Below are 21,558 nucleotides of genomic sequence, written 5' to 3'. Positions count from 1 at the left end.
CCCTGCCCGGCGTGCCAGCTCGGCACGCTCGGCCTCGGACAGCGTGATCTCCACAGCGGAAGGCCCCGGATGCGACATGCCAACAGGGTAGTAACTAACCCTCAGGATTTCTGGCGCATCACACTAGTGCTGTGGCCGGGATGGTCCACCGTGATCGGAAGGCGGCTCGCGGGACGAGCGCACGCGCAACGGCTGGTATTACTGGGGCATGCAGGAAGAGACGGCACGCTCCGCGATCGACACGTTCATCTCCGCGTTTAACGCCTCGGACGACAGCTATGTGACTGCCCTGCTCTCCCAGGCCCTGACCTCAGACGTGGTCTTCTGGGGGCCGTTGGGTCGCATCGAAGGAATCGCGGCGGTCGAGCGGTTCGTGCTGGACATCCGGCGCCACCCGGCGGGGACCGGCACGATGGTGCGCTGCTCAGCGGTGGACATGCCTGACGAGTGGGCCCGGTACCAGTGGGTCTTCACCACGCCGGATGGAGGCCCCCGCCTGGCGGGAACGGACGTCGTCCATCTGCGGCGGAGCCTCATCGACCAGGTCATCGTCTTTGCGGGGGAGATCGAGCCGTCCGCCTCCTGAGTCGTCCTCCTGTCGCTGTTCTTAGCAGATCGGGGCGCCGTCGGGTCGGGCGGCGCGGATCGACTTCAGCGCGGCCAGGGTGTTGGCGGTGCCCTTGCGGCGGCGGTTGACGCCCCACAGGCGGTCGTCGCTCACGGAGTAGCAGCCGTGGAAGTAGGTGACGCCGTGGGTGCGGCAGTTCGACGTGGCGCGGGGCAGCGTCTTCGCCCTGCTCGGCTCCAACGGGTCGGGCAAGACCACGACCGTGAGGATCCTCGCCACGCTCCTCAAGGCCGACTCGGGAACGGCGAGCGTCGGCTTCGACGTCGCGGCACGGAAGACCACCTGAGGCAGCCCGACCACTGTGCTCAGAGCGTCAGTTGGCCGTAGCGCGTGAGGGCCTCCTTATAGGCGGCCGTGCCGACGCTGATCCCCCCAGCATAGGGGTGATTGAGCGCGAGAACCAGATAGATCATGTAGGCGAAACCCGCCGCCCCGACACCGAGAAGCACGTAGTGCGTCCGACTGGTGGGTTTGCCGAAGAGGGCGAAGAACACCAGCGTGGCGACGCCGGAGCCGACCATGAGGAACAGGATCGGCGGCGGGACTTCGGCGTCCTTCTGCGCCAGCCGCTCCCTCCTGGCGACGTATACGTCCTGCAGACGCTGTGCCGTTTCGCTGCGCACTGCACGGGAGTTCTCATCGGTGACAGGCATGCGGTACACGGCCGCACGCAGCTCGTCGAGCCCCCGCACAGTGGATTCGTCCACATGCCCTTTGCTCATGGCGGGCCATTCGGCGTCGATGACCGAGTGCGTATAGGCGGTGACGCGCTGCCGGATGTCGTCGCGTTCGCGCGCCGGCAGGCCTTGCGCGACGAAATAGACGTCCTTGAGCGCACCGGCCTCGGCGAGAGTGGCCTTGCGTGCCGTATCGAGTTGCCCCTGGGCATTGACGGACAGAAACGCGAAGGAGAAAACGAAGAGGCCGCTCACCGCCCCGATCGACATCTCAACTCCCTTGGGGAGATCGGGGACTTTGTGCCCCTTGTGTCGACGCAACAGGAAAGCGGTCAGGCACACGGCGAACGCGGTGGAGAGCATGATGACCAGGGCGGGGATCAGCACGCGTCCGATTATCAGGCGCGGACGGCAATCGGCGCGGACCGGCCACCCGGACGGGTGACTCGCTGGCCGCCTGTCCGATTACCCGGCCCCATCACGCCGCGAGCAGTTCGCGCAGCACCGCGTTGAACTCCCTCGGCCGCTCCTGATGCGGCATGTGCGCCGCCCCGCCGATCACCCTCAGCTCCGCCCCGGGCGACAGCTCCGCGCACGCCCGCGAGATCTCCACCGGGATGTGGCTGAGCTCCCCGTGCACGTAGTGCACCGGCACCCGCAGCCCCGGCAACTCCGGCCGCGGGTCGTATATCGCGACCTCCCGGAGGAGTGCGTCGACGTACACCCCGGAGTCCAGGATTTGACGGACCGTCCAACGGACCAGCTCCCCCGACGCGTCCGGCCCGAACCACCCCGGCACCCACTCGGCGACCGTATCCGCCCGGTCCCCCGTCAGGCCCTCGAGCAACTCGTCCACGCAGAATCCGCCGTCGACGACCCAGTGCGCCGATCCGTCCACCGACACGGCCCCGCCGATCAGTTCGGGGTGGCGCAGCGCCAGTTCGAGGGCGAAGACGGCTCCCATCGACGATCCGACGACCACGGGCCGGTCCAGCCCGAGAAGCTTGATCAGGCCCGTGAGCTCGTCTGTCACACCCGCCAAGTCGTTGCCCTTCGCGGGCCGTTCGGACCGACCGCACCCACGCCAGTCGAGCGTGACGACCCGGTGGTCGCGAACGAACTCCGGCAACTGAGCGCCCCACACCTGCCCGCTCGTCCCGAAGCCGTGCAGGAACAGCAGAGGCTTCCCTTCACCCTCGTCCTCGTAGTACAGCCGAGTGCCGTTGACCTCCGCGTACGCCATGACGTTCCGCCCTTCGCAGGTGATCGCGAGTGATGACGGACCCAGTCCATCGCGCACACCGCTCCGGACCAATGACCGATCCGCGCTGACACTCATCACCGGAGGTGATCAACACAGGGTGCCGGCGCGCACTGCGGTGATGAACGCGCCCCAGACGGCGGGCTGGACGGCGATCACTGTGGAGCGCTTGCTGTCGCGTATGGGTATGCGGCCGGGTATGTTGTCGGCGACTTCCAGACAGTCCTGCAATTCGGTGCTGTACGAGCTCTTGCGCCACGTGATCACGAGTATCTTTCCTCAAGCACCGTGCGAATCATGTCGATTGAGGCATCAGTGGACAATGCATCCGCCTGAAGCTGATCGTAGAGGTTGACGAGCTGCTCAACCCGGGCGTGCGTAACGAAGTGCCCGTCATTGAACACTTCTTGGTACGCAACTGTGCGCCCGGTGACGAGTGTCCAGAGCGTAACCAACCCCACCCCCACCGAAAAAGCGCGGTTGTGCGAGAAGGGCATGACCTGAACACTGACACGAGGGCGCTCGCACGCCTTCAGCAGATACAGGAGCTGATCGCGCATAACGTCGGGTGCGCAGACGGCTCGGTAGAGCGCCGACTCGTCCATGATGCACCGCAGCCACGGCCGGTTCGGAGCGTCCAGCACGCGTGAGCGCGCCATTCGGACCTCGACCTTCTCGTCGAGGTCTCCGCCGACGAACGGCATACCGGCAGCCAGGAGCGCTGTCGCATAGGCCCGGGTCTGCAGAAGGCCGGGAATAGTGAAGCTGTACGTCTGGATTCGCATCGCCTGCGTCTCGACATCGGCGATATCCTCACGCCACTTCTGGTGCGAGTTGCGCTGCAAGAACGGGCGCATCTCAATGAGAACATCGTCCGCCCCCAACACCCGGTCCAGCAGCACCGTGATGTCCTTCGGCGGCACCCCCTCCGCCCGTTCGAACTGTGCGATCCGGCCGCCGCTGAGGGACACCATCTTCCCCAGCTGGACCTGAGTCCAGCCACGCGCTTCCCGCAGTTCGCGGATCTTCTGGCCGTACCACTCATTGATGTTCGTCGGTTCAATCCGCTCGGACGCGGGCACAGTTGTTCGCCTTCTCGTCTGAAGCAAGCCGCTTCTATAGCAGTTACCACTGGTCACGCTACCGCCACGCAGAGACCCTTGGAACCAGAACCGCTCGGAAGGGAACTCAGCGTGAACAAGCCTCCTGCCATCGGGGAGTTGGTCGTCGACGCCCGCCGCGACCGCGTCGGCGAGGTCATCGGAACAGCCGGCGCCAAAGTTCGCCTCCGCCCCCTGGCCGGAGGCGAACCGTGGGAGGCCCTGTCGTGCGACGTACACCCCACGGCCAACCGCTGGCGCCCGGCGATCGCGTCGGCACCCCGGCCTCCTCGATGCGAGGAATGCCAGCAGATCAAGTACAAGCGCGGCGTGGCCCTCGCGGCGGGCGACCGGACGACGGCCGAGGAACTGACCCTCGCCATGGGCATCCACCTGCGCGTGGCACATTCATAAGGAAGACGAGCCATTTTGCAGCTTTTGAGGTTTTTCTCCGGAACGTGTCTCTTCGGTGCGCTGAACAGTTGACTGGATGCGTCCCCCAGTCGAAGGAGAATCATGATCCGCAGGATTGCGGTGTGCTCGTCAGCTGCTCTGGCCATGCTCGCCTCTGCCCCGGCCGCTTTCGCTATCGGCAATGACCACGACACCGCCAATGCCAATGGCGCCAAGACCGGTTACGGCGACACCTACACCGGGGGCAGAGAGAGCCCTCAGATGAGCATTATCGAGGGAACCCTGAACAAGGTCTGCATCGGCATCGGGAAGGTCAACGTCAACTCGCTCATCGGCATCCTGGCCAACGTCGGTGTGCAGGACATCCCGGTCCTCAGCTCCGAGCAACAGCAGCAGTGCACGGACGGCAGCACCCTCAACAACGGCGACAACCCGCTGTCCCACGTGGCCAACGAAATCCCCATCGTCTCCGGAAATGCTCTCGGCGACCTCGCTGGACCGTTGGGCTGACGCCGGGACCGGCCCGTGCTGCGCGCAGGCCGCCGCGTTCCACAGGCGAGAAAGCGCCGGGAACGCGACGGCCGGCTGCGGACAGCCCTACGGCGGTTCCTCCTCCGCCAACCGCTGCGCCAACGGCTTCATCGCTGCCGCGATCTTGTTGAGCTGGTCGCGGGTGACGTCCACCCCGATGATCTCGACCCGCTGGAAGCCCTCTGCTTTCAGCTCCTCGCCGATCAGCCGGGCCACGGTCGGCGGCAGGTCCCGGGGAACCACGCCGAACAGCTTCGTCCTGGTCGGCGACAGCCGGACCGGCAGCAATTCCTCCCCGACATGGATCTGCACCAGGGCCTCGTCCTCACCGGGCGCGAGCCGTTCGATGTCCCTTCTGAACTGGCCGCCCAGCTCGGCCAGTTTGTTCTCCCGTATCACCTGGTCCACCGTCTTCCGGTACGGTGATCCCGCCGCCTGCGCGAGGGCGCGCTCGTTACGGAGTTGTTCCTTCGCCAGTGCCCTCAGCGTGATCCGTTCGTCCGCGGTCAGGTGGGACAGGGAGCCCGTGCCCTTGCTGAGACCCCGGGCGGTCCGTCCGAACCCTGCCTTGGCCTCGAAGATCGCCAGGATGCGGAACACGCCTTTCTCGCGGTAGCCGAGAATCCCGTCGGTGAGCTGCCGACCGGCCTGGTCGGAGAGCATGTGCCCCGCGATGAACTCCAGCTTCTTCCCGGGCGCCTTCACGCCCAGGGCGAACGCCCCGCGGCGCTCCGCCAGCCAGGGAACGACCCGGAACTCCATGAGCTCTTCGAGGAGTTGACCCTTGAGGGTGCCGGTCTCGGTTCCCTTCTCGAGAACCCGCCGGATCGCCGGTACGTCCAGGGAGGTGAGCGCGCGATACTGCTGGGCCTGCTGGCCCAGCAACTGGGCGATGAGTTCGTCGAAGTTCACCGCTCCGGTTCCTCCGCCGCCCAGGCGGGCTCCCCCGCGGCCGACGGACTGGGACAGCGCTCCGGGCGTCTGGCCGCTCAGCCGGGCCTTCTGTTTGGTGCGAATCGCCTCGGCGAGTTTCTCCTCCTCGCTCCTGAGGACCCGCATCGCGGGACCGTTGGCCGCCATCCGCTCCGAGGCCCGGACCGCACGGTTCCAGGCGGCCGCGTCATGGCCGTACAGGCGCACCAACTTGGCCTCGGTGTAGGCGATCCGGCCCGCCTTGGCCAGCTTCCCGGCCAGCGGCAGCAGGGCGTCGGCGGCCAGCAGCGTACGTTCCAGGGGGTCGAGTGGGTAGCCGAAAAGGTCCTCGCCCGTGATCGCCTCGGCCATCTCCACAATGCTGCCGACGACGGGCAGCATTTCGAGCGCCTCGTTCACGACCTCCTGTTCAAAGGGCTTCTCGATGGGGATCACCCCGACCTCGACATCCGGTTGCAGCCGCTGCACCACACGCAGCAGGAGGACGATGTCGAGGCGCTCCTCCAGGAAGAGGGCGAAGCCCTGGCCCGCGCTCAGCTTCAGCAGCAGCTCGTCCGGCGGGTGCGCGTGGAACCATGCCACCAGCTCGGTCTTGACCACCGCCATGATGCGGCCGACCTCGTGATTGTCATCGATCAGGTACTCCCGGCCCGCCTGCGGGGCCCTGGTGTACCTCTGGCGCGTTGCCGGGTCCTTGGTCAGCTGCTCGGCGAACTGGGCGTACTCATACGCCTTTTGGGCATACCCGTCGGGAAGCGTGGCCCAGGTCTCCCGCTCCGCCCGGGTGATCGCGTTGCTGCGCCACCGTTCAGGGCCGTTGAGTCCGGTGGCGTTGGGCCGGTCGCCCGGGAACTGGCGCACCACGGCCGAGGGAGTTCTCTCGAGCTCCTCCTTCATGATCTCCACCGTCCGGCGCAGCACGGCGATGTCATCGGCCGGTGCCGAGGCCCTGAGCAGGATCGCGGTCAGACTCGACTCCCGCTCGCGCAGCGCCGCTTGGTACGGGCGCAGGTCCAACGCCATCAGCGGCCTCTCCCTCAGTTCTCCACCCATTCACCCGACGCGTTCTTGCGCCAGGTGGGCAGTTCGTCGTCGCGGCGGAGCTTGACCAGGCTGGTCGGGATGCGGACCCGCCAGGGCGCTCCCTGGGGGACCTCGGCGCCCGGGCGTTGCAGGCGTTCGGCGATCTCGTCGGCGATGGGCAGGTAGAGCGGGCTGGTGATGGGGGGCAGCGGGCCGCCGTTCCACAGTTCGCCGAAGTTCATGTAGTGGTCGATGGCGCCTTCGAAGCCGGGGCGGATCGGGACGGTGACCCTGCAGTAGCCCGCCTTCAGGAACTGGTTGAACTGCGGGTCCGGGTCCTCATAGCTCAGGCTCTCGCTCCACCGGTTCTTGCGCCCCCAGAAGTAGGGGTAGGCCGCCCAGGTCAGGTGCTCCCATTCGATGGCCTGCTCGAAGAACCGGACGTACGCGCCTTCGGCGGCGGCCTGGCGGATGTCGACCTGGGGAATCGTCTGGTCGTCGACTTTGGCGATGTCGACGGCGCCGAACATGTCGAAGTGCTGATCGGTGAGGATGCTGATGCAGTTCTTGCGCAGTTCGTCGGCGACCAGTTGCTGGTTGGTCTGCGGGTTGCGGCCGTGGATCTCCACCCCGGCCTGCAGCTTGAGTTCGGCGAGCTTCTGTTCGTACTCGGAGCGGCGGGCCAGGTAGGCGGTGGTGAGCTTGGCATGGGTGTCCAGGCGCCATTTCTTCATGGCCCGTTCGGTGCGCTGGCACTTCACCTCGATGCCGATGGCGGTGTGGGACACCCGCCAGGTCACGATGGCGACCGGGACGGAGTCCCGCTCTCCGTTCATCGGGGCGGTCCACACCCAGGATGAGTCATCGGTGAACCGGTGCGTCATGGAGCCGATGACGACATCGACCACGGAAGCCTTTTCCCAATTGTTCTGCACCCGGCCGCAGGATGCCTGCACGGCCATATAGCCGTCGTCGATGCTGATCTGGCCGGAGTGGGTGTAGTCGGTCTTGCTGTCGCCGCCGCCCGCCTTGTAGTCGAAGGACTTGGTGCGGTACGGCTCCGGCGGCGGGGCGACATCGGTCGCGTGGTAGAGCTTCACCCACTGCGTGTAGTTCAGCTCGTTGATCTCGTCGGGCCGCTTGGTGAACGGGACGGGCATCTCCAGCTTCACCGCGCTGGCATGCGCCGAGCGCAGCGTCTCGATGAAGTACGCGGCCGGTTCCGGGATCATGAAGTCGAACATGGTGCGCAGCCCGTAGTTGTACATCTGGGCTTCATAGACCTTGTTGACCCACTGGTAGACCCCGGAGATGTTGCTGACGCCGTTCTTGTTGTCCAGCCCGTGGGTGTTCTTCTCGGTCGTCTCGGTGGTGACGCGCAGCGAGGTACGTTCCAGGACCCGTTTGGCGATCCGGTTGGAGCTGCGCTGGGTGACGTCCTGGGCGAAGGTCGCGGCCGACTTGGTGGCTTCTTCCTTGGAGCGGGACATCGAGCCCTCGGCGGAGGCGGTGAACTCGACCGTCGGCCCGTATTTGCCGGAGACGTTCAGGCCCGCCTTCAGCTGGGCGTCCTCCTTGATGACCGCGCTGGTCTCCCGGGTCATCTCATACCGGTCGGTGGACTCCAGCTCCCGCTCCTCGGCCGTGGTGACCTCGGTCTCGGTGAGGGTGATCCGCTCGCTCTCCTCCCGCCGGGTGTGCTCACGCTGTTTGGTCTCGCCGCGCAGCACGTTCTCGATGTGGGCGATGTCCGCGCCCTCGTAGCCGATCAGTTGCTGGCGGACCAGGATCAGGTCCGCGACGCCGGACGGGGCAACGGTGCCGCGGGTGTGCGGGATCCGGTTGCCCTCCAAGGGGATGGCCTCCGGGGGCGGTACGGTGCCGGCCACCAGTGCCGTCCACGGTGACGGCAGTGTGGTGGAGACGGTGACCAGCGCATCACCGATGCGCTTGACGCTGTGCTGGGTGGGGCGGCCCAAGAGGGTGTCCAACTCGTCGCCGATCGTGCTCTGTTCGTCCCGCAGCAGGCCGACGATCCGGTCCAGCGGCTGGGCGTTCAGGCCGATGCCGCGCTCGGACAGGACCGTCTTGGTGGCCGTGCTGAGCGCGTCGGCGGCGCTGGTCCGCAGCCGGAAGCCGATGTCGCCGAGTTGCGAAGGCTTGAAGGCAGGGTTTCCGGCCAGCAGGTCGGGACGACCGCCGAAGACCTGCCCGGCGAGCAGCGCGGCACCCTCCACCTGGGGCGGCGGGTTCGAGGGAGGGTCACCCGCGGCGGCGGGGTGCTCGTCGGCGTCGGGGCCGGCCGGTGCCACCGGTGACGGGGGCAGCCCGAGGGCCCGCAGGTTCGCCTCGCCAAGGCGGGTGTGGAAGCTCACCTGCCGGGTCAGCGCGGCCTGCGGCTGGTAGTCCTGGGGCGGTACGGTGCCGGGCACGGCCGTCTGGGCGGTCGCCTGGAAGTGCTCGCCGCCGAGGCCGGTGAGTTCGCCGACCGCGTCCCGCAACTTCTGATGTGTGGTGAGCAGTTGCCGGGCGTGCTCCTGGCGCCGGGCGGTGGCCTGTGCCTCCTGTTCGCGCTGGTGTTGTTCCGCGGCGGCGGTCGACAGCTCGGGCTCCAGTCCGGTCGCCCGTGGCAGCTTCAGAGGCCTTCGCAGGGCCCGCTGGAGGTCGTCCGGCTGGGCGGGGAACGCGGTGTCGGACACCAGCCGGGCAATCAGCTCCAGGTGCCGCAGCTGTTCGGTCAGGGCCTCGATCGGGCGGCCCTGCTCGGTCGGCAGGTACTTGATCGCCAGCAGGCTGTCCCGCAGCCGGGACACCGAATCCAGGTAGGGCTGGCCGGTGATGACGGTGGCCGGGTCGGCACCGTAGGCGTCGCGCACCGCCTGGACGACGGCCGACCGGAAGGCGTCGGTCTCATGGATCGTCTGCGGATTGGCGACCAGCCGGGCGAGCGCGGCGGCGAACGCGGCGGTCTGGACCGCCAGCGGGGTCTTCTCCGGCCCCCCGACGAATCTGGCCGAGGCGACGAACTCGGCCGACACGCGCCGCAGTTCGGTCCGCGGGGTGGCCGATCCCGAGGCGGTGACCAACGCGTCCTGGAAGGCGGACTGCTGAGCCAGATCGAGACTCGCCTGTTTGTCCTGGCTGACCGCGGGGCGGATCAGTGACATGCGGAACAACGGTTCCATGAAGCTCTCCCCTCTGAGCGGGAAGTGGACAAATCGTCCATCGTGGTGTGTGTCGGGCTCAGCATGCCAGTGCGGAACCGGCCCGAAAACGTTCGGTCCGCTCAGCGGAACCGGCCGGCCGCCTGAATTGGTTGCATCTGCCAGTACGCCCCACCTATTGGCGTCGATCAGCCACGGAAATACGTTTCGGGCGTTGCCCTGATGTCTCTACTGTTTACGCGGTGATGACTCAGGTGATCGTTCTCAACGGTGGTTCCAGCTCGGGGAAGTCCGGGATCGTCCGGTGTCTGCAGGCGCTCTTGCCGGAGCCGTGGCTTGCCCTCGGGACGGACACGCTGGTCGATGCGATGCCGGCGTCCATGCAGGAGTCGGAAGGCGGGATCGAGTTCGCCCCGGATGGAGAGGTGGCCGTCGGGCCGGAGTTCCGCACGCTGGAAGCGGCATGGATCGAGGGCGTCGCCGCGATGGCCCGTGCGGGCGCCCGGGTCATCGTCGATGAAGTCTTCCTCGGCGGAGCGGACTCACAGCAGCGATGGCAGAAAGCCCTGGGCGAACTGCAGGTGCTGTGGGTCGGCGTCAAGTGTGACGCCGCAGCTGCCGCCGGCCGTGAGGTCGCGCGAGGCGACCGAACCATCGGGATGGCCGCGTCCCAGGCGGAGGTCGTCCACCACCGCGTAACTTACGACCTGGAAGTGGACACCACGCACACCGAGTCGATGGAGTGCGCACGAGCCATCGCCGCACATGCGATTCCTGGCCGTTGGGGCCGGTGAGCGACTCGGCGAACGGAACTCTCAGAGGTCGCTCAGGAGAGTGCGACCGCGAGGCAGGCCGCCAGGAAGACGATCTGCAGTACGGTGCGCGGAGCGAGCCGGCTGAGGGGGCTGAGCAGGACACCGCTTCGGGCCGCGTGAACGTTGGCCGGGAACATCACCACCATCAACACCCCCAGACATCCCGCCGCCAGACGGCTGGTGAGAGGGACGAGCAGCCCGACCGCCCCGACGAGCTCCAGCACACCAGTGATCGTGACGAGCAGTTCGGGCCTGGGCAAGCGCGCGGGAATGATGCGGGTCAAAGCCGCGCGCCGTCGGGTGAAGTGTGCCGTGCCGGTCAGCGCGAACATCGCGGCCAGACCGACTCGCAGTGCCGCCTGCCACCCTTCCAGCGCATCCACACCTGCCAGCCCCAGCAGCCACGCCAGGGCGGATCCGACGAGCAGGGTCACCAACGGCGCCATACGCACCCTCAATCATTCCGTCTTCAATCTTTCCAATGACAAGATCGAAATCTATGTACGAGATCTTGCCAATGTCAAGATTCGGCTAGACTGCCGCGATGAACGCCCCCCTCAACGGACGGACGCAGCAGTACCACCACGGAGATCTACGGCGCGCACTGCTCGACCACGCGGCCGCCGCCATCTCCGAATCCGGCGTGGCAAAGGTCAGCCTCCGCGAACTCGCCCGGCGTGCAGGCGTCTCGCACGCCGCACCGACGCACCACTTCGGCAGCCGTGAGGGCTTGCTGACGGCGCTGGCCGCCCAGGGCTTCCACGCACTGGCCGACCTGATGCACAACGCACACGAACAGACCGCCGACTTCACGGAGATGGGCGTGGCCTACGTACAGTTCGCACTCAGCCACCCCGCACATTTCGAGGTCATGTTCCAACCCCACCTCCACCAGGGCGACGACCCGGCACTACGCGCCGCTCAGCAGCGCGCCGGAGAACTCCTCTACGGCGCCCCCACTCTGCCCGGCACCGGAACCCGTGACGCGGGCATCGCCGCCTGGTCGCTCGTACACGGCTTCGTCACTCTCTGGCTGAGCAACGCCCTCCCCGCCGAACAGGACACCTCACCGGAACAGCGGGCCCGCCAGGCCATCCGCGCCTTCCTCGACGGCCGCAACAACGGGGGACTGGCTGCAAACGACGGCTGAGCGGCCCCGGGACGACCGCTCGGGCGTCACTCCGGCCTGTTCACCCTCACCCAGCCGACACCGGCCACCCCAGACGCCAACTCAACCTAAACCTCGCAGAACACCCACTCAAAGCACCAGCGGCGAACGCTGGTTGAGGATCCACGTAGGAATCCAGGTTCCACTTCTCCTCAGCGACTGCCGAGCACGGCGGACACCCCCATGAGCACGGCGACGACGGCGAGGGTGAGGACCGGCAGGGTCGGGAGCAGGGAGTTCCGCGTGTGGTCGCCGCCGAGGTGGAAGGTGAGGGTGACCAGGGCGATGCCCAGGGAAGTGCCCAGGGTACGGGCGGTGTTGAGCAGGCCGCCTCCGGTGCCGGACAGCTCCCGGGGCATCGCTGCCATGACAGTTTCGTTGTTGGCCGGAGTGAACAGGCCGAGCCCGATCGCCAGGACTGCCAGCCACCATGCCAGCCACCCGTCCACGGGACTGACGAAGGCGAGACCCGCCAGCCCCACCAGGGACAGCACGGTCCCGGCCAGGCACCTGCGGGTGCTGGTCCAGCGGCGTGGCAGCAGTTGGTTCTGCAGGTTCGAGGCAAAGGCGAAGCCTGCCGCCAGGGCGGCGAGCAGCAGGCCGGCCCGGAATTCGGTCTCTCCCCGCCGGGTCAGCGCCAGCGGGACGAGCACCAGGGGCCCGAAGAGCACCAGGTACCCCGCCAGTGCGCCGGCCAGCCCCCACGCGATGGGCCGCGTGGCCAGCAGCGACGGCGGCACCAGCGGCGCGGGCGCCTGCCGTTCACGCCGCCGGAACCCGCCGAACGCCAGGGCGGAGACGGCGAGCAGCACGCCGCCCGTCCAGGCCGGTACCGGCATGCCCGAGAGCAGCGAGACACCGCCCAGCAGGGTCGTGACCGCCCCGGTCAGCCAGGCGGTGCCCCGCAGGTCGAACCGTGTTTCCACGGCCCGTTCCACGGTGCGCGGCAGCAGGTACCGGCCTGTCACCATGGCGACGATGCCGACCGGCACGTTGATCCAGAACACCCACCGCCAGCCCACCGTCGTCACCAGCACACCGCCCAGCGTCGGCCCGACCGCCAGGCCCAGCGCCTGCCCCGCCGCCTGGAACCCCAGCGCGCTGCGCAGCTTCTCGCGCGGAGCGGCGAGGCTGACCAGAGCGACGCTGTTGCCCGCCAGCATCGCCGCGCCCAGGGCCTGCAGGACACGGCAGCACACCAGCACCGTCAGGTTCGGCGAGAGCGAGCACAGGGCGGAGGCGACGGTGAACAGTCCGAAGCCGTAGAGGTAGATGAGCTTTCGGCCCAGCAGGTCCGACAGATGCCCGACCGTCACCATCACGGCCGTCAGGACCAGCAGATACGCCAGCGACACCCACTCCACCGTCGCCAGCCGCTCCCCGAACTCCCGCTCCAGGCTCGGATAGATCAGGGTGACGATGCTGGAGTCGAGCTGGGCCATGAACGCGCCCACGCAGACCGTGAGTACCGCCAGCTGCCACGCGTAACGGGACTCGCGCACCCAGCGCGGCCGTTCCCGCTCCCGCAGCAGCCGCGCCTTCAGCCCCGTACCCTGGTCGCCGTCCATGGGTACACCGTGGCCCGGGAGCGCACCCTGGCCGGCCCCGGGCGTGCGGTGGTGGAGCGAGTTCACCAAGACGGCCGCACGAACGTACGGAACTGAGCTACGCCGTCACGGGTGCCGTGCCGCTGGTCACGCCGAGTCGGTCGAAGACCTCTTCCACGTCGTGGGCGACCTGTATGAGGCTGCGTTCATCGCCCGTCAGAAAGCCTTCGGTCACCAGGTGGTCGAGCATGCCGAGCATGGGGCCGAAGAAGCCGCGGTGGTTCGCCACCACGATGGGTTTCCGGATGAGGGAGAGCTGATTCCAGGTCGCCACCTCCATCAGCTCGTCGAGTGTCCCGAGGCCGCCCGGCAGCACGACGAATGCCGAGGAAAGCCGGTACATCAGGGCCTTCCGCTCGTGCATGGAACCGACGACGACGCGGTCGCCCGGCGCATTGTCGCCCCGCTCCCGTTCGTGAAGGCTGTCCGGGATCACGCCGGTGACATTGCCGCCCGCCGCCACGACAGCGTTGGCGAGCGCGCCCATCACACCGACCCCGCCCCCGCCGTACACGAGGTCCAGCCCCCGCGTCGCGAGCGCGGTGCCGAACTCCTCGGCGAACCGCAGGTGTTCCGCGTGCACACCGGGGCGCGCCCCGCAGAAGACGGCAACCTTCTCGCCCTTCTCGATCACGACCGCACTCCCTCTGTCAGGCGCTTGTCACGAGTGCCGAGGAACCTGGTGCCTCCGGCGTGACGACCACCTGAAGTTACCCATGAGTGTTCGGAAAGTAATGGCCGCAAAACGGTGTTGACCAAAATCAACGGGCCCGGTGAGCAAGATCAAGTCATGCGCGCGATGCGGTTCGCAGGCGCGGCCGGCGGATCGACGGGCGTACGCGGAGCCGTGAACGCCCGCCGATCCGGGTGCCGATGGGGCCCCTGTACCGACGCAATGACCGGCAGCAACTGGCTTGATCCGCAACCATGGCCGGTCGCCTACTGGCCAGGGCAGCGGACCCGATCAGGCGGCGTGGCCGCCGTCGACGGAGAACTCGGATCCGGTGATGTAGGCGGCCCCGTCTCCGGCGAGGTAGGTCACCATCGCTGCGACCTCCTCGGGCCGGCCGAACCGGCCGAGGGCCGTCATCGCGGCCTGGGGGGCCGCGTAGGGTCCGTCGGCCGGGTTCATGTCGGTGTCGACCGGCCCCGGGTGGACGATGTTGGCGGTGATGCCCCGTTCGCCGAGCTCCCGGGCGAGGGCCTTGGTGAGCCCGGTCAGCGCCGACTTGCTCATCGTGTAGAGCGTTCCGCCGGGGCCCGGTACCCGCTGGGTCATGCAGGTGCCGATGGTGATGATCCGGCCTCCCTGGCCCATGTGGCCCGCTGCGGCCTGCGAGGCGAGGAAGACGCCCCGTACGTTGACCGCGAGCACGCGGTCGACGTCGGCCGGCGTCAGCCCGGCGATCGGGCCCAGGACGCCCACGCCCGCGTTGTTGACCAGCACGTCGAGCCGGCCGAGCGTCTGCACCGTCCGGTCCACGGCGGCCACCGCCTCCCCGGCGTCGCCCGCGTCCGCCCTGAGGGCGATGCCCCGGCGGCCGAACGCCTCGATCCTGCGGACCACTTCCTTGGCCGCCGCCTCGTTGGCCGTGTAGGTGATGGCCACATCGGCCCCCGCCTCAGCCATGGCCAGTGCGATCGCCGCGCCGATCCCCCGGCTGCCACCCGTCACCAGAACTACCTTGCCGTTCATGGAACCTCCTCGTCATTGGTTGCTGGTTCAATGAAACGAGACGGTGATCGTCGGCGCTGGCGGGAATCCGACCTGGCGTTCAGTCACCCTTCGTGTAGGACGCACGCATGACTTGGCCTCGCTCGCCGACGTCCCGGATCACCTTGCCGTTGACAACGAGTCGGATGACGCCCGCGTTGCCGAGGAGGAGGTCGATCCTTTCCGGGTCCGTGAAGGTTTTGGTCTCGCCTTGTTTGATCACGCCCTCTCCAAGCAATCGGCCATTGTGGCCCTTGACCGATATGTAGCTCGACTCGTCCTTGCAGCTCATCAGAACTGTGACCTTGCCCTTTGACGCGTCCGAGGCCGGCGAGGATGCCGCCCGGGACTCCGACGAGAGGACAGATGAAGTGTCGGCGCTGTCGTCCTCGTGTGTGAAATAGAGCGTGCCGCCAATGACTGCTCCTATCGCAGCTGCGGCGACAAGCCCAGTCGAGACGATGCGCTTGCGTGAACGTTTCACGGCAACGCGCGGGCCGTCCGCTTCCGCGGGGACGGCCAGGGTCGGTGTATACGGTGCCGAGCCGGGCGCGAACAGGTCCAGGAGCCTTGCGGGCGTGGGACGTTGGGCCGGGTCCTTGGACAGGCAGGCGGAGACCAGGGGGCGCAGGCCCTGTGGCACCGCCGAGAGGTCGGCGGGCTCGTGCACCGAGCGGTACATCAGCCCCATGGGGGTGCCCGTACCGAACGCGCTGCCGCCGGCCGCCGCGATCAGTACCGAACCGAGCGCGAACACATCGGCGGCGCCGTCGACTTCGCACCCCTGCGCCTGTTCGGGGGCCAGGAAGCCGGGAGTGCCGAAGGCCGCTCCGGTGGAGGTCAGGCGGGTGGACTCCACGGCCCGTGCGATGCCGAAGTCGAGGACCCGGGGGCCATCGTCGGCCATGATGATGTTTCCGGGTTTCAGGTCGCGGTGGACAAGGCCGCAGGCGTGGATGGCCTGCAGTGCCTCCGCCAGGGCGGCGCCCAGAAGTCTCAGGCGGTGCTCGTCCATTGGCCCTTGGGCCTCGAGCAGCGCGGACAGTGTGGGGCCCGGGATGTATGCCGTGGCCAGCCAGGGCGCTTCCGCTTCGACGTCGGCGTCCACGACCGGGGCGGTGTGGAATCCGCCGACTTTGCGTGCAGCTTCCACCTCGGCGCGGAACCGTTCGCGGAAGTGCCGGTCGGCGGCCAGCTCGGGGCGTACCACCTTGACGGCCACGGCACGGCCACCGCGCGACCGGGCCAGGTAGACCGTCCCCATGCCGCCCGCGCCCAACTGTCGTTCCACGGCGTAGGTGCCGATGTGCCCAGGCAGGTCTGTCCCCATGTGCTACTCCTTGGGTACCGAGAAGCAGAAGAGCTTGCCGGACCAGGCGGCGAAGAAGCGGTCCTCGGTGACGGACGCCGACCACTCCCCCGAGCCGCCGTTGACCGGGTAGTGCCAGACCTGTTTGCCGCTGTCGGCATGGAAACCGTACAGACCATTCGACCCTGCGGCGATGTACAAGTGCCGTACGGCGCCCAGCAATTGCAGCTCACCGATGCCGGATCCCGCCGTCCAGCGGGCTGTTCCGGTGCGGGTGTCGACGGCATGCAGGACGGAGGAGTCGAGGTAGCACGTGGTCGCGCCCGCGTGGGCGTAGCTCCGGTATCTGTCGTGGGCGGCGGTCTGTACGGACCACCGGTTCTTGCCCGTTGCCGGGTCGAAGGCTGCGAGCAGACCGCTCTTCGCGCCGTTCGCGTCGGTGCCGGGATAGCAGAACAGGGTTCCGTGGTCCAAGGCCAGCGAATCCTCGTACATCAGGATTTGGCTGCGCGTCGAGGGCAGTTTGGTGGGCCGGCTCCAGAGCGTTGTGCCGTCGGACGGCTTGAGGGCGAGCAGGTTCATGCTGCCGTCGATGCCGTAGAGCACGTCGCCCTCCGTGGGCGGGTAGAGGGCGTTGAGGTCCTTCGACCACACGCGTTCACCCGTGTCCGGGGCGACGACGACGTATCCGGTGAGACCTCCGGTCTTGTTCTTGGTGTCCCAGAGGATCGGCTGGCCGGCCCGGGTGGTGCCGACGACCGCGAGTGCGCCGAGGTCCGACGTCTGCCACCGCGTCCTGCCACTCGACGCGTCGAGACCTTGGTAGCGGTCATTGCCGTATGTCACGACCAGCGAGCCGTTCGCGAAGGCCAGGTGCGGTGCGCTGCTTCCGGTCGGGGTGGAGTTCCATTGCTCCTTGCCGGTCCGGCCGTCGTACGCGTGGAGCTTGCCGTCGGTCCGTACGGTGTAGACACACTTGTCGTCGGCGCGGACGTCGGTGTTCTGGCCGCTGGTGTCCTTCCAGAGGAGTTTGCCGGTGGCGCGGTCGAAGCAGGCTCCCGAGGTCCTCTCGGTGCAGAGCAGCGTGGATGCCGTCATGGTGCGCAGGAACATGTCGGGCGAGGGAAGGTCCGTGGTCCAGGCGAGTTCGGGGGTGGCGGTCGTGCCGCTGCCGTTGCCGCCGGAGCGGAGCAGGAGGGCGGTGCCTCCGGCGGCGGCAGCTGCTGCGAGTACCGCGCCGCCTGCCAGGAGGCGGCGTCGGGTGAGTACGGGGGGCTTCGTCTCGTCCTGGAGTCTGCGCTCCGACGCCACCACCTGTTGCTCGACCGCGCCGAGCCAGCCCACGGTGGTCGTCGGCCGCAGCCATGCCTGCAAGTGCTCGACGGGCGGTCGCCGGGTCGGGTCCTTGTCGAGGCAGGCGGCGATGATGCCCAGCAGGGCGTACGGGACTCCGTCCAGCATCGGGGCCTCGAAGGCGGCGCGGTAGAGCACCGCGTGTGCCGCGCCGGTGCCGAAGGTCGGGGCGCCGGTGGCGGCGTAGGCGAGTACAGCGCCGAGGGAGAACACGTCGCTGGCGGGGGTGAGTTCGGCTCCGGCCGAGTGCTCGGGGGACATGAAGCCGGGCGATCCCACGACCTGGCCGTCGGCGGTGAGGACGGTTCCGTCGACGGCCCGGCTGATGCCGAAGTCGATGACCCGGGGGCCGTCGAGGGCGAGGAGGATGTTGGACGGTTTGAGGTCGCGGTGGATCAGGCCCGTGCCATGGATGCCGGCGAGTGCCTCGGCCAGGCCGGCGCCGAGTACGCGCAAGGTGGGCTCGGGCATGGGCCCGTGGGTGTCGATGGCGTCGGCGAGCGAGGGGCCGGCGATGTAGGCGGTGGCCAGCCATGGTTGGGGGCCCTCGGGATCGGCGTCGACGACGGGCGCGGTGTACGCGCCGCCGACGGCACGGGCGTTGTCCACCTCGGCCTTGAAGCGCCGCCGGAAGTCGGGGTCGCCGGTCAGCTCGGGGCGTACGACCTTGACGGCGACGACGCGGCCGCTGCGCGACGCGGCCAGGTAGACGCGGCCCATGCCGCCCGCACCGAGCTCCCGTATCACCCGGTACGGGCCGATGTGCGTGGTCGATGTGACGGTCGGCGTGGTCATCGGGTGTCGCTCCGGAACGCGTAGAGGGTGGTTTCAGATGCGGCGTAGACGGTGCTTCCGGCTACCTGCACCGACCACGACGGCTTTTCACCGGAAGTCTGGTGGACCCACAGGACTTTGCCGTCGGTGGGCCGGAAGGCGGCTATGCCCGTGGGTCGGCCGAGCGGGGCCGCCATCACGGATGTCGAGACGAAGAGCGCCTGGTCACGTGTGGCGGGACCACCGCTGAGGGACAGCCGGCTCGTCTTGTTCCACAGTTGCTTGCCGTCACGCGGATCGACGGCGAAGAGGTTGCCCGAGCCGTCCTCGACGTAGACCCGGTCGCCGGAGACGGTGATGCCGCTGAGCATCGTCGACTCGTTGACGGCGGTCCACAGAGCGCGGCCGTCGTCGGCGTCGTATGCCTGCACCTTGACGGCGGTGACGAGCAGCTTGTTGCCGACGGTGGTCAGGGTCGGGTAGTTGCCGGGTTTGACGACGTCCTTGACCGTCCACCGCACCTTCCCGGACCGCAGGTCCATGCCGTACAAGGTGCCGTTGTCCTGGACGAAGCAGGTGTGTCCGTCGGAGGTGGCCTGGTGGTCGCTGCTGGCCATTTTGCGGGACCACAGCACGGTTCCCCTGGCCAGGTCCACGGCGAGTATGCCGTACGGGCCGTCCGTGCCGATGAGGGCGATGTTGTCGGCGACGGAGTAGACCTCGTGGATGAAGGCCGCGGAAGAGCCGTCTTCACTCCGTTCCGTGACCGCGTGGCAGAACTTCGTGGCGCCGCTGCCGTCCAGGGCGAACAGGTAGCCGTGCCCGCCGCCCCAGACCGTGCCGTACAGCAACGATCCGACGACGCCGATCCATTCGGGCCTGCCGGAGACGTCGGACGGCAGGCGGGGCGAGGCCGTCCAGCGTTCGGATCCGGTTGCGGCGTCGTAGGCGACCGCCTCGCTCCTGTCCCAGTGCACGAGGGTGGAGTCGAGGAGTTGCAGACGTCCGTTGTTCTTCACGCGGCTGTTCAGCGGGTGCGTCCACTGCGGCTTCTGGCTTGCGGGCGCTGTCGCGCTCGGCTGGATCGTGGTGCCCTTACCGTTCTGGGCCGTGGTGCTGCCGCCGCCGTTCTCCGACTTCCACAGGGCCGCCGCCGTGGCGCCCGAGGCCGCCGTGGCAGTGACGCCTGCGGCGGCAATCCACAGGAAACGGCGGCGACTTGGCCGACGGTCCGGGCTCAGTGTGTCCGGCGCCGCGTGGGGTACCGGCGGTGCGGTGACCAGCATCGCGATGCGCGCTTCGCGTGCGGCGAGGTCCTCCCGCAGGCCCGGCACGAGCAGTGCGGAGGGGTCGGTGAGGCCCAGCGCGGGCAGCAGTGCGGTGACGGGCGGGCGGCGGGAGGGGTCCTTCTCCAGGCAGGCCCCGATCAGGGGGTGCAACGCGTCGGGTACGCCGTGCAGTTGCGGTGGGGCGTGGACGGCCCGGTAGAGGATCTCGTTCGTGTTGCCGGTGCCGTACGGGCTCTGGCCGGTGGCGGCGAAGACGAGGACGCAGCCGAAGGAGAAGACGTCGGCTTCCGGTCCGGCGTCGCGGCTCGACGTGATCTGTTCGGGGGCCATGAAGCCGGGCGTTCCCATCACGGTGCTCGTGTGGGTCAGCCGCGTCGCGTCCGTCGAGCGGCTGATGCCGAAGTCGATGACGCGGGGCCCGTCGTTGGCCACCAGTACGTTGCCGGGCTTGAGGTCGCGGTGGACGATGCCGGCTGCGTGGATCGCGAGCAGTGCCTCCGCGAGGCCGGTGCCGAGGGCTCGGAGTGCTGGTTCGGGCAGGGCGCCGAAGCGGCGTATGACGTCGTGCAGGGACGGTGCGGGTACGTAGGCCGTGGCCAGCCACGGCCGTTCGGCGTCGGCGTCCGCGTCGAGCACCGGCGGGGTGAAGAAGCCGCTCACCCTGCGGGCGGCGTCGGCCTCGCGCCGGAAGCGTCCGCGGAAGTCCGGTGTTTCGGCGTATTCGGGGCGGAAGACCTTCAGCGCGACCAGCCGCGCTCCCGGTGACCTGGCCAGGTAGACCCTGCCCATGCCTCCTTCGCCGAGGAGTTGGAAGATTTCGTAGGGCCCTATTCGGCCGGGATTGTGTTGCTGCATCTCGTTCCGGTCGTGGGTCAGCTGAGGGAGCCGAGTATGTCGCGGGCGGCGGCTACGGCCGCGTCCTCCGCGCGCTGCTGGTTCTTCTCGGGGCCCGATGCGTCGCTGTAGGTGTAGCCCACGGTGATCGTCGCATTGCCCTCGCGGACGACCACATGCGCTTCTCCTCCGGTCAAGGGACTCTTCTCGGTGGCGTGGACGACGTACGCCTCCTCGCCGAGCCCATTGAGCGAACGGGAATCAGTGATCTTGGCCAGGTCTCCCATGACTTTGATCATGCTCGACTTGTGCATGTCGTACATGCTCTTCGCCGCCGGGGCGACCGTGAGGTTCACGTCCATCTGGATCAGCTCGCCGCCGGAACGGAAGGGCGTTCTCCAGTGAGGCATCCTGGTGATCATCGTGGCCATGGTGGCCTTGTCCAGCTGCGACGGTGTGCACTCGGCGCCCGGTGCGATCCTGGCCAGGGTGGGCGCCTTGATCAGCGAGCACCCCTCGGGTACTTGGGTGAACGTCTTCTCCTGCTTCGGCTCCGGCGGCTTGGCGACGTCTTTCGGAGCCCCCGATACCGTGCTCTTGTCGTCGCTCTTGTCGTCACCGCCCGACGTGGCGACGACGACCACACCGGCTATCGCGGCCACGGCGAGCACCACGCTCCCGCCGATCAGCCACATCCGCTTGCCGTTGCGCGGCGGCCCGCCGGTCGGCGGCGTGAACTGCTGCGACCAGGCCGAGGGGGCGCCCGGCGGCTGGGGCGGCATCGGAGGCGGCACCTGGCCCTGGGGCTGCACCCCGGGCCCCCAGGTCGGCGGGGGGCCGAACTGGCCGGGGCCCTGCGGGGGGTTGACGTTCGGTGTCTCGTTCACGGGGAGTGTGTACCAGGCATCCGGCCAATCTGGAGCGATATTCCAGAAAATGTTTCCAATTCTCTACGAAGTGAAGG

19 protein-coding genes and 2 pseudogenes are annotated in these 21,558 nt (G+C 68.2%); 6 read left to right on the top strand and 15 right to left on the bottom strand.

Annotated elements, in window-relative coordinates:
• Positions 1 to 208 precede the first annotated feature (208 nt).
• Positions 209 to 586: a nuclear transport factor 2 family protein gene (locus ACV530_RS33550; protein ID WP_039630169.1), complete on the top strand. Its 378-nt coding sequence runs from the start codon at positions 209 to 211 to the stop codon at positions 584 to 586.
• Positions 587 to 613: 27 nt separating this feature from the next.
• Here ACV530_RS33550 and ACV530_RS33545 read toward each other — a convergent pair.
• A pseudogene (locus tag ACV530_RS33545) lies at positions 614 to 760 on the bottom strand (IS630 family transposase); the annotation flags it as partial.
• A gap of 4 nt (positions 761 to 764) precedes the next feature.
• On the opposite strand from ACV530_RS33545, the pseudogene ACV530_RS33540 reads away from it, so the two are divergent.
• Positions 765 to 902 (top strand): annotated as a pseudogene (locus ACV530_RS33540) (ATP-binding cassette domain-containing protein); the annotation flags it as partial.
• 31 nt (positions 903 to 933) lie between these two features.
• Here ACV530_RS33540 and ACV530_RS33535 read toward each other — a convergent pair.
• The 4 genes from ACV530_RS33535 to ACV530_RS33520 form a co-directional block, all read right to left on the bottom strand.
• Positions 934 to 1,692: a bestrophin-like domain gene (locus ACV530_RS33535; RefSeq protein ID WP_494336479.1), complete on the bottom strand. Its 759-nt coding sequence runs from the start codon at positions 1,690 to 1,692 to the stop codon at positions 934 to 936.
• A gap of 91 nt (positions 1,693 to 1,783) precedes the next feature.
• Positions 1,784 to 2,548 (bottom strand): alpha/beta fold hydrolase, encoded by a 765-nt coding sequence (locus tag ACV530_RS33530; protein ID WP_494336478.1) that lies wholly within the window; start codon positions 2,546 to 2,548, stop codon positions 1,784 to 1,786.
• A gap of 108 nt (positions 2,549 to 2,656) precedes the next feature.
• Positions 2,657 to 2,833 carry a DUF397 domain-containing protein gene (locus ACV530_RS33525; RefSeq protein WP_494336477.1) on the bottom strand — a complete coding sequence of 59 codons (177 nt, stop codon included), beginning with the start codon at positions 2,831 to 2,833 and terminating at the stop codon, positions 2,657 to 2,659.
• Positions 2,830 to 3,648 carry a helix-turn-helix domain-containing protein gene (locus ACV530_RS33520; protein WP_494336476.1) on the bottom strand — a complete coding sequence of 273 codons (819 nt, stop codon included), beginning with the start codon at positions 3,646 to 3,648 and terminating at the stop codon, positions 2,830 to 2,832. Before ACV530_RS33520 ends, ACV530_RS33525 begins: the two co-directional genes overlap by 4 nt.
• A 111-nt stretch (positions 3,649 to 3,759) precedes the next feature.
• Here ACV530_RS33520 and ACV530_RS33515 point away from each other — a divergent pair, with 111 nt between their 5' ends.
• Together ACV530_RS33515 and ACV530_RS33510 are read left to right on the top strand one after the other, a co-directional pair.
• Positions 3,760 to 4,080: a hypothetical protein gene (locus tag ACV530_RS33515; RefSeq protein ID WP_494336475.1), complete on the top strand. Its 321-nt coding sequence runs from the start codon at positions 3,760 to 3,762 to the stop codon at positions 4,078 to 4,080.
• 102 nt (positions 4,081 to 4,182) lie between these two features.
• Complete coding sequence (locus ACV530_RS33510; RefSeq protein ID WP_494336474.1) at positions 4,183 to 4,590, top strand: rodlin; 408 nt, start codon at positions 4,183 to 4,185, stop codon at positions 4,588 to 4,590.
• A gap of 87 nt (positions 4,591 to 4,677) precedes the next feature.
• Here ACV530_RS33510 and ACV530_RS33505 read toward each other — a convergent pair whose 3' ends face one another.
• The gene (locus ACV530_RS33505) at positions 4,678 to 6,567 is read right to left on the bottom strand and encodes a hypothetical protein (RefSeq protein WP_494336473.1); all 1,890 of its coding nucleotides are present in this window, start codon (positions 6,565 to 6,567) and stop codon (positions 4,678 to 4,680) included.
• A gap of 14 nt (positions 6,568 to 6,581) precedes the next feature.
• Positions 6,582 to 9,752: a hypothetical protein gene (locus tag ACV530_RS33500; RefSeq protein ID WP_494336472.1), complete on the bottom strand. Its 3,171-nt coding sequence runs from the start codon at positions 9,750 to 9,752 to the stop codon at positions 6,582 to 6,584.
• A 224-nt stretch (positions 9,753 to 9,976) separates the two neighbouring features.
• Here ACV530_RS33500 and cpt point away from each other — a divergent pair, with 224 nt between their 5' ends.
• A complete protein-coding gene (gene cpt / locus ACV530_RS33495; protein ID WP_494336481.1) occupies positions 9,977 to 10,525 on the top strand; it encodes a chloramphenicol phosphotransferase CPT in 549 nt (182 codons plus the stop codon).
• Positions 10,526 to 10,557: 32 nt separating this feature from the next.
• On the opposite strand, the gene ACV530_RS33490 is transcribed toward cpt, so the two are convergent.
• The gene (locus ACV530_RS33490) at positions 10,558 to 10,980 is read right to left on the bottom strand and encodes a DoxX family protein (RefSeq protein WP_494336471.1); all 423 of its coding nucleotides are present in this window, start codon (positions 10,978 to 10,980) and stop codon (positions 10,558 to 10,560) included.
• Between the two features lie 110 nt (positions 10,981 to 11,090).
• Here ACV530_RS33490 and ACV530_RS33485 point away from each other — a divergent pair, with 110 nt between their 5' ends.
• A complete protein-coding gene (locus ACV530_RS33485; protein WP_494336470.1) occupies positions 11,091 to 11,696 on the top strand; it encodes a TetR/AcrR family transcriptional regulator in 606 nt (201 codons plus the stop codon).
• A 170-nt stretch (positions 11,697 to 11,866) separates the two neighbouring features.
• On the opposite strand, the gene ACV530_RS33480 is transcribed toward ACV530_RS33485, so the two are convergent.
• From ACV530_RS33480 to ACV530_RS33450, 7 genes are all read right to left on the bottom strand, one after another.
• On the bottom strand, positions 11,867 to 13,282 hold the full coding sequence (locus ACV530_RS33480; RefSeq protein ID WP_494336469.1) for an MFS transporter: 1,416 nt from the start codon (positions 13,280 to 13,282) through the stop codon (positions 11,867 to 11,869).
• 97 nt (positions 13,283 to 13,379) lie between these two features.
• Positions 13,380 to 13,955 (bottom strand): LOG family protein, encoded by a 576-nt coding sequence (locus ACV530_RS33475; RefSeq protein ID WP_494336468.1) that lies wholly within the window; start codon positions 13,953 to 13,955, stop codon positions 13,380 to 13,382.
• Positions 13,956 to 14,285: 330 nt separating this feature from the next.
• A complete protein-coding gene (locus ACV530_RS33470; protein ID WP_494336467.1) occupies positions 14,286 to 15,017 on the bottom strand; it encodes an SDR family oxidoreductase in 732 nt (243 codons plus the stop codon).
• A gap of 79 nt (positions 15,018 to 15,096) precedes the next feature.
• Complete coding sequence (locus ACV530_RS33465) at positions 15,097 to 16,365, bottom strand: RodZ domain-containing protein (protein ID WP_494336466.1); 1,269 nt, start codon at positions 16,363 to 16,365, stop codon at positions 15,097 to 15,099.
• A gap of 3 nt (positions 16,366 to 16,368) precedes the next feature.
• Positions 16,369 to 18,492 (bottom strand): protein kinase domain-containing protein, encoded by a 2,124-nt coding sequence (locus ACV530_RS33460; protein ID WP_494336465.1) that lies wholly within the window; start codon positions 18,490 to 18,492, stop codon positions 16,369 to 16,371.
• Positions 18,489 to 20,615 carry a protein kinase domain-containing protein gene (locus tag ACV530_RS33455; protein ID WP_494336464.1) on the bottom strand — a complete coding sequence of 709 codons (2,127 nt, stop codon included), beginning with the start codon at positions 20,613 to 20,615 and terminating at the stop codon, positions 18,489 to 18,491. The genes ACV530_RS33460 and ACV530_RS33455 overlap by 4 nt, the downstream gene beginning before the upstream one ends.
• Before the next feature lie 17 nt (positions 20,616 to 20,632).
• The gene (locus tag ACV530_RS33450; protein WP_494336463.1) at positions 20,633 to 21,481 is read right to left on the bottom strand and encodes a hypothetical protein; all 849 of its coding nucleotides are present in this window, start codon (positions 21,479 to 21,481) and stop codon (positions 20,633 to 20,635) included.
• Positions 21,482 to 21,558 lie beyond the last annotated feature (77 nt).

The sequence above is a fragment of the Streptomyces sp. SX-6 genome (genome assembly GCF_059089585.1).
Note: the sequence above shows the minus strand (reverse complement) of the source record. Positions and strands in the feature narration are given on the sequence as shown.

Bases quoted from the DNA above. Each gene is read 5' to 3' on its own strand.
- ACV530_RS33550 (WP_039630169.1), top strand. From the start codon at position 209: ATGCAGGAAGAGACGGCACGCTCCGCGATCGACACGTTCATCTCCGCG.
- ACV530_RS33530 (WP_494336478.1), bottom strand. From the start codon at position 2,548: ATGGCGTACGCGGAGGTCAACGGCACTCGGCTGTACTACGAGGACGAG.
- ACV530_RS33510 (WP_494336474.1), top strand. From the start codon at position 4,183: ATGATCCGCAGGATTGCGGTGTGCTCGTCAGCTGCTCTGGCCATGCTC.
- ACV530_RS33505 (WP_494336473.1), bottom strand. From the start codon at position 6,567: ATGGCGTTGGACCTGCGCCCGTACCAAGCGGCGCTGCGCGAGCGGGAG.
- ACV530_RS33500 (WP_494336472.1), bottom strand. From the start codon at position 9,752: ATGGAACCGTTGTTCCGCATGTCACTGATCCGCCCCGCGGTCAGCCAG.
- cpt (WP_494336481.1), top strand. From the start codon at position 9,977: ATGACTCAGGTGATCGTTCTCAACGGTGGTTCCAGCTCGGGGAAGTCC.
- ACV530_RS33485 (WP_494336470.1), top strand. From the start codon at position 11,091: ATGAACGCCCCCCTCAACGGACGGACGCAGCAGTACCACCACGGAGAT.
- ACV530_RS33480 (WP_494336469.1), bottom strand. From the start codon at position 13,282: ATGGACGGCGACCAGGGTACGGGGCTGAAGGCGCGGCTGCTGCGGGAG.
- ACV530_RS33470 (WP_494336467.1), bottom strand. From the start codon at position 15,017: ATGAACGGCAAGGTAGTTCTGGTGACGGGTGGCAGCCGGGGGATCGGC.
- ACV530_RS33465 (WP_494336466.1), bottom strand. From the start codon at position 16,365: ATGGGGACAGACCTGCCTGGGCACATCGGCACCTACGCCGTGGAACGA.
- ACV530_RS33460 (WP_494336465.1), bottom strand. From the start codon at position 18,492: ATGACCACGCCGACCGTCACATCGACCACGCACATCGGCCCGTACCGG.
- ACV530_RS33455 (WP_494336464.1), bottom strand. From the start codon at position 20,615: ATGCAGCAACACAATCCCGGCCGAATAGGGCCCTACGAAATCTTCCAA.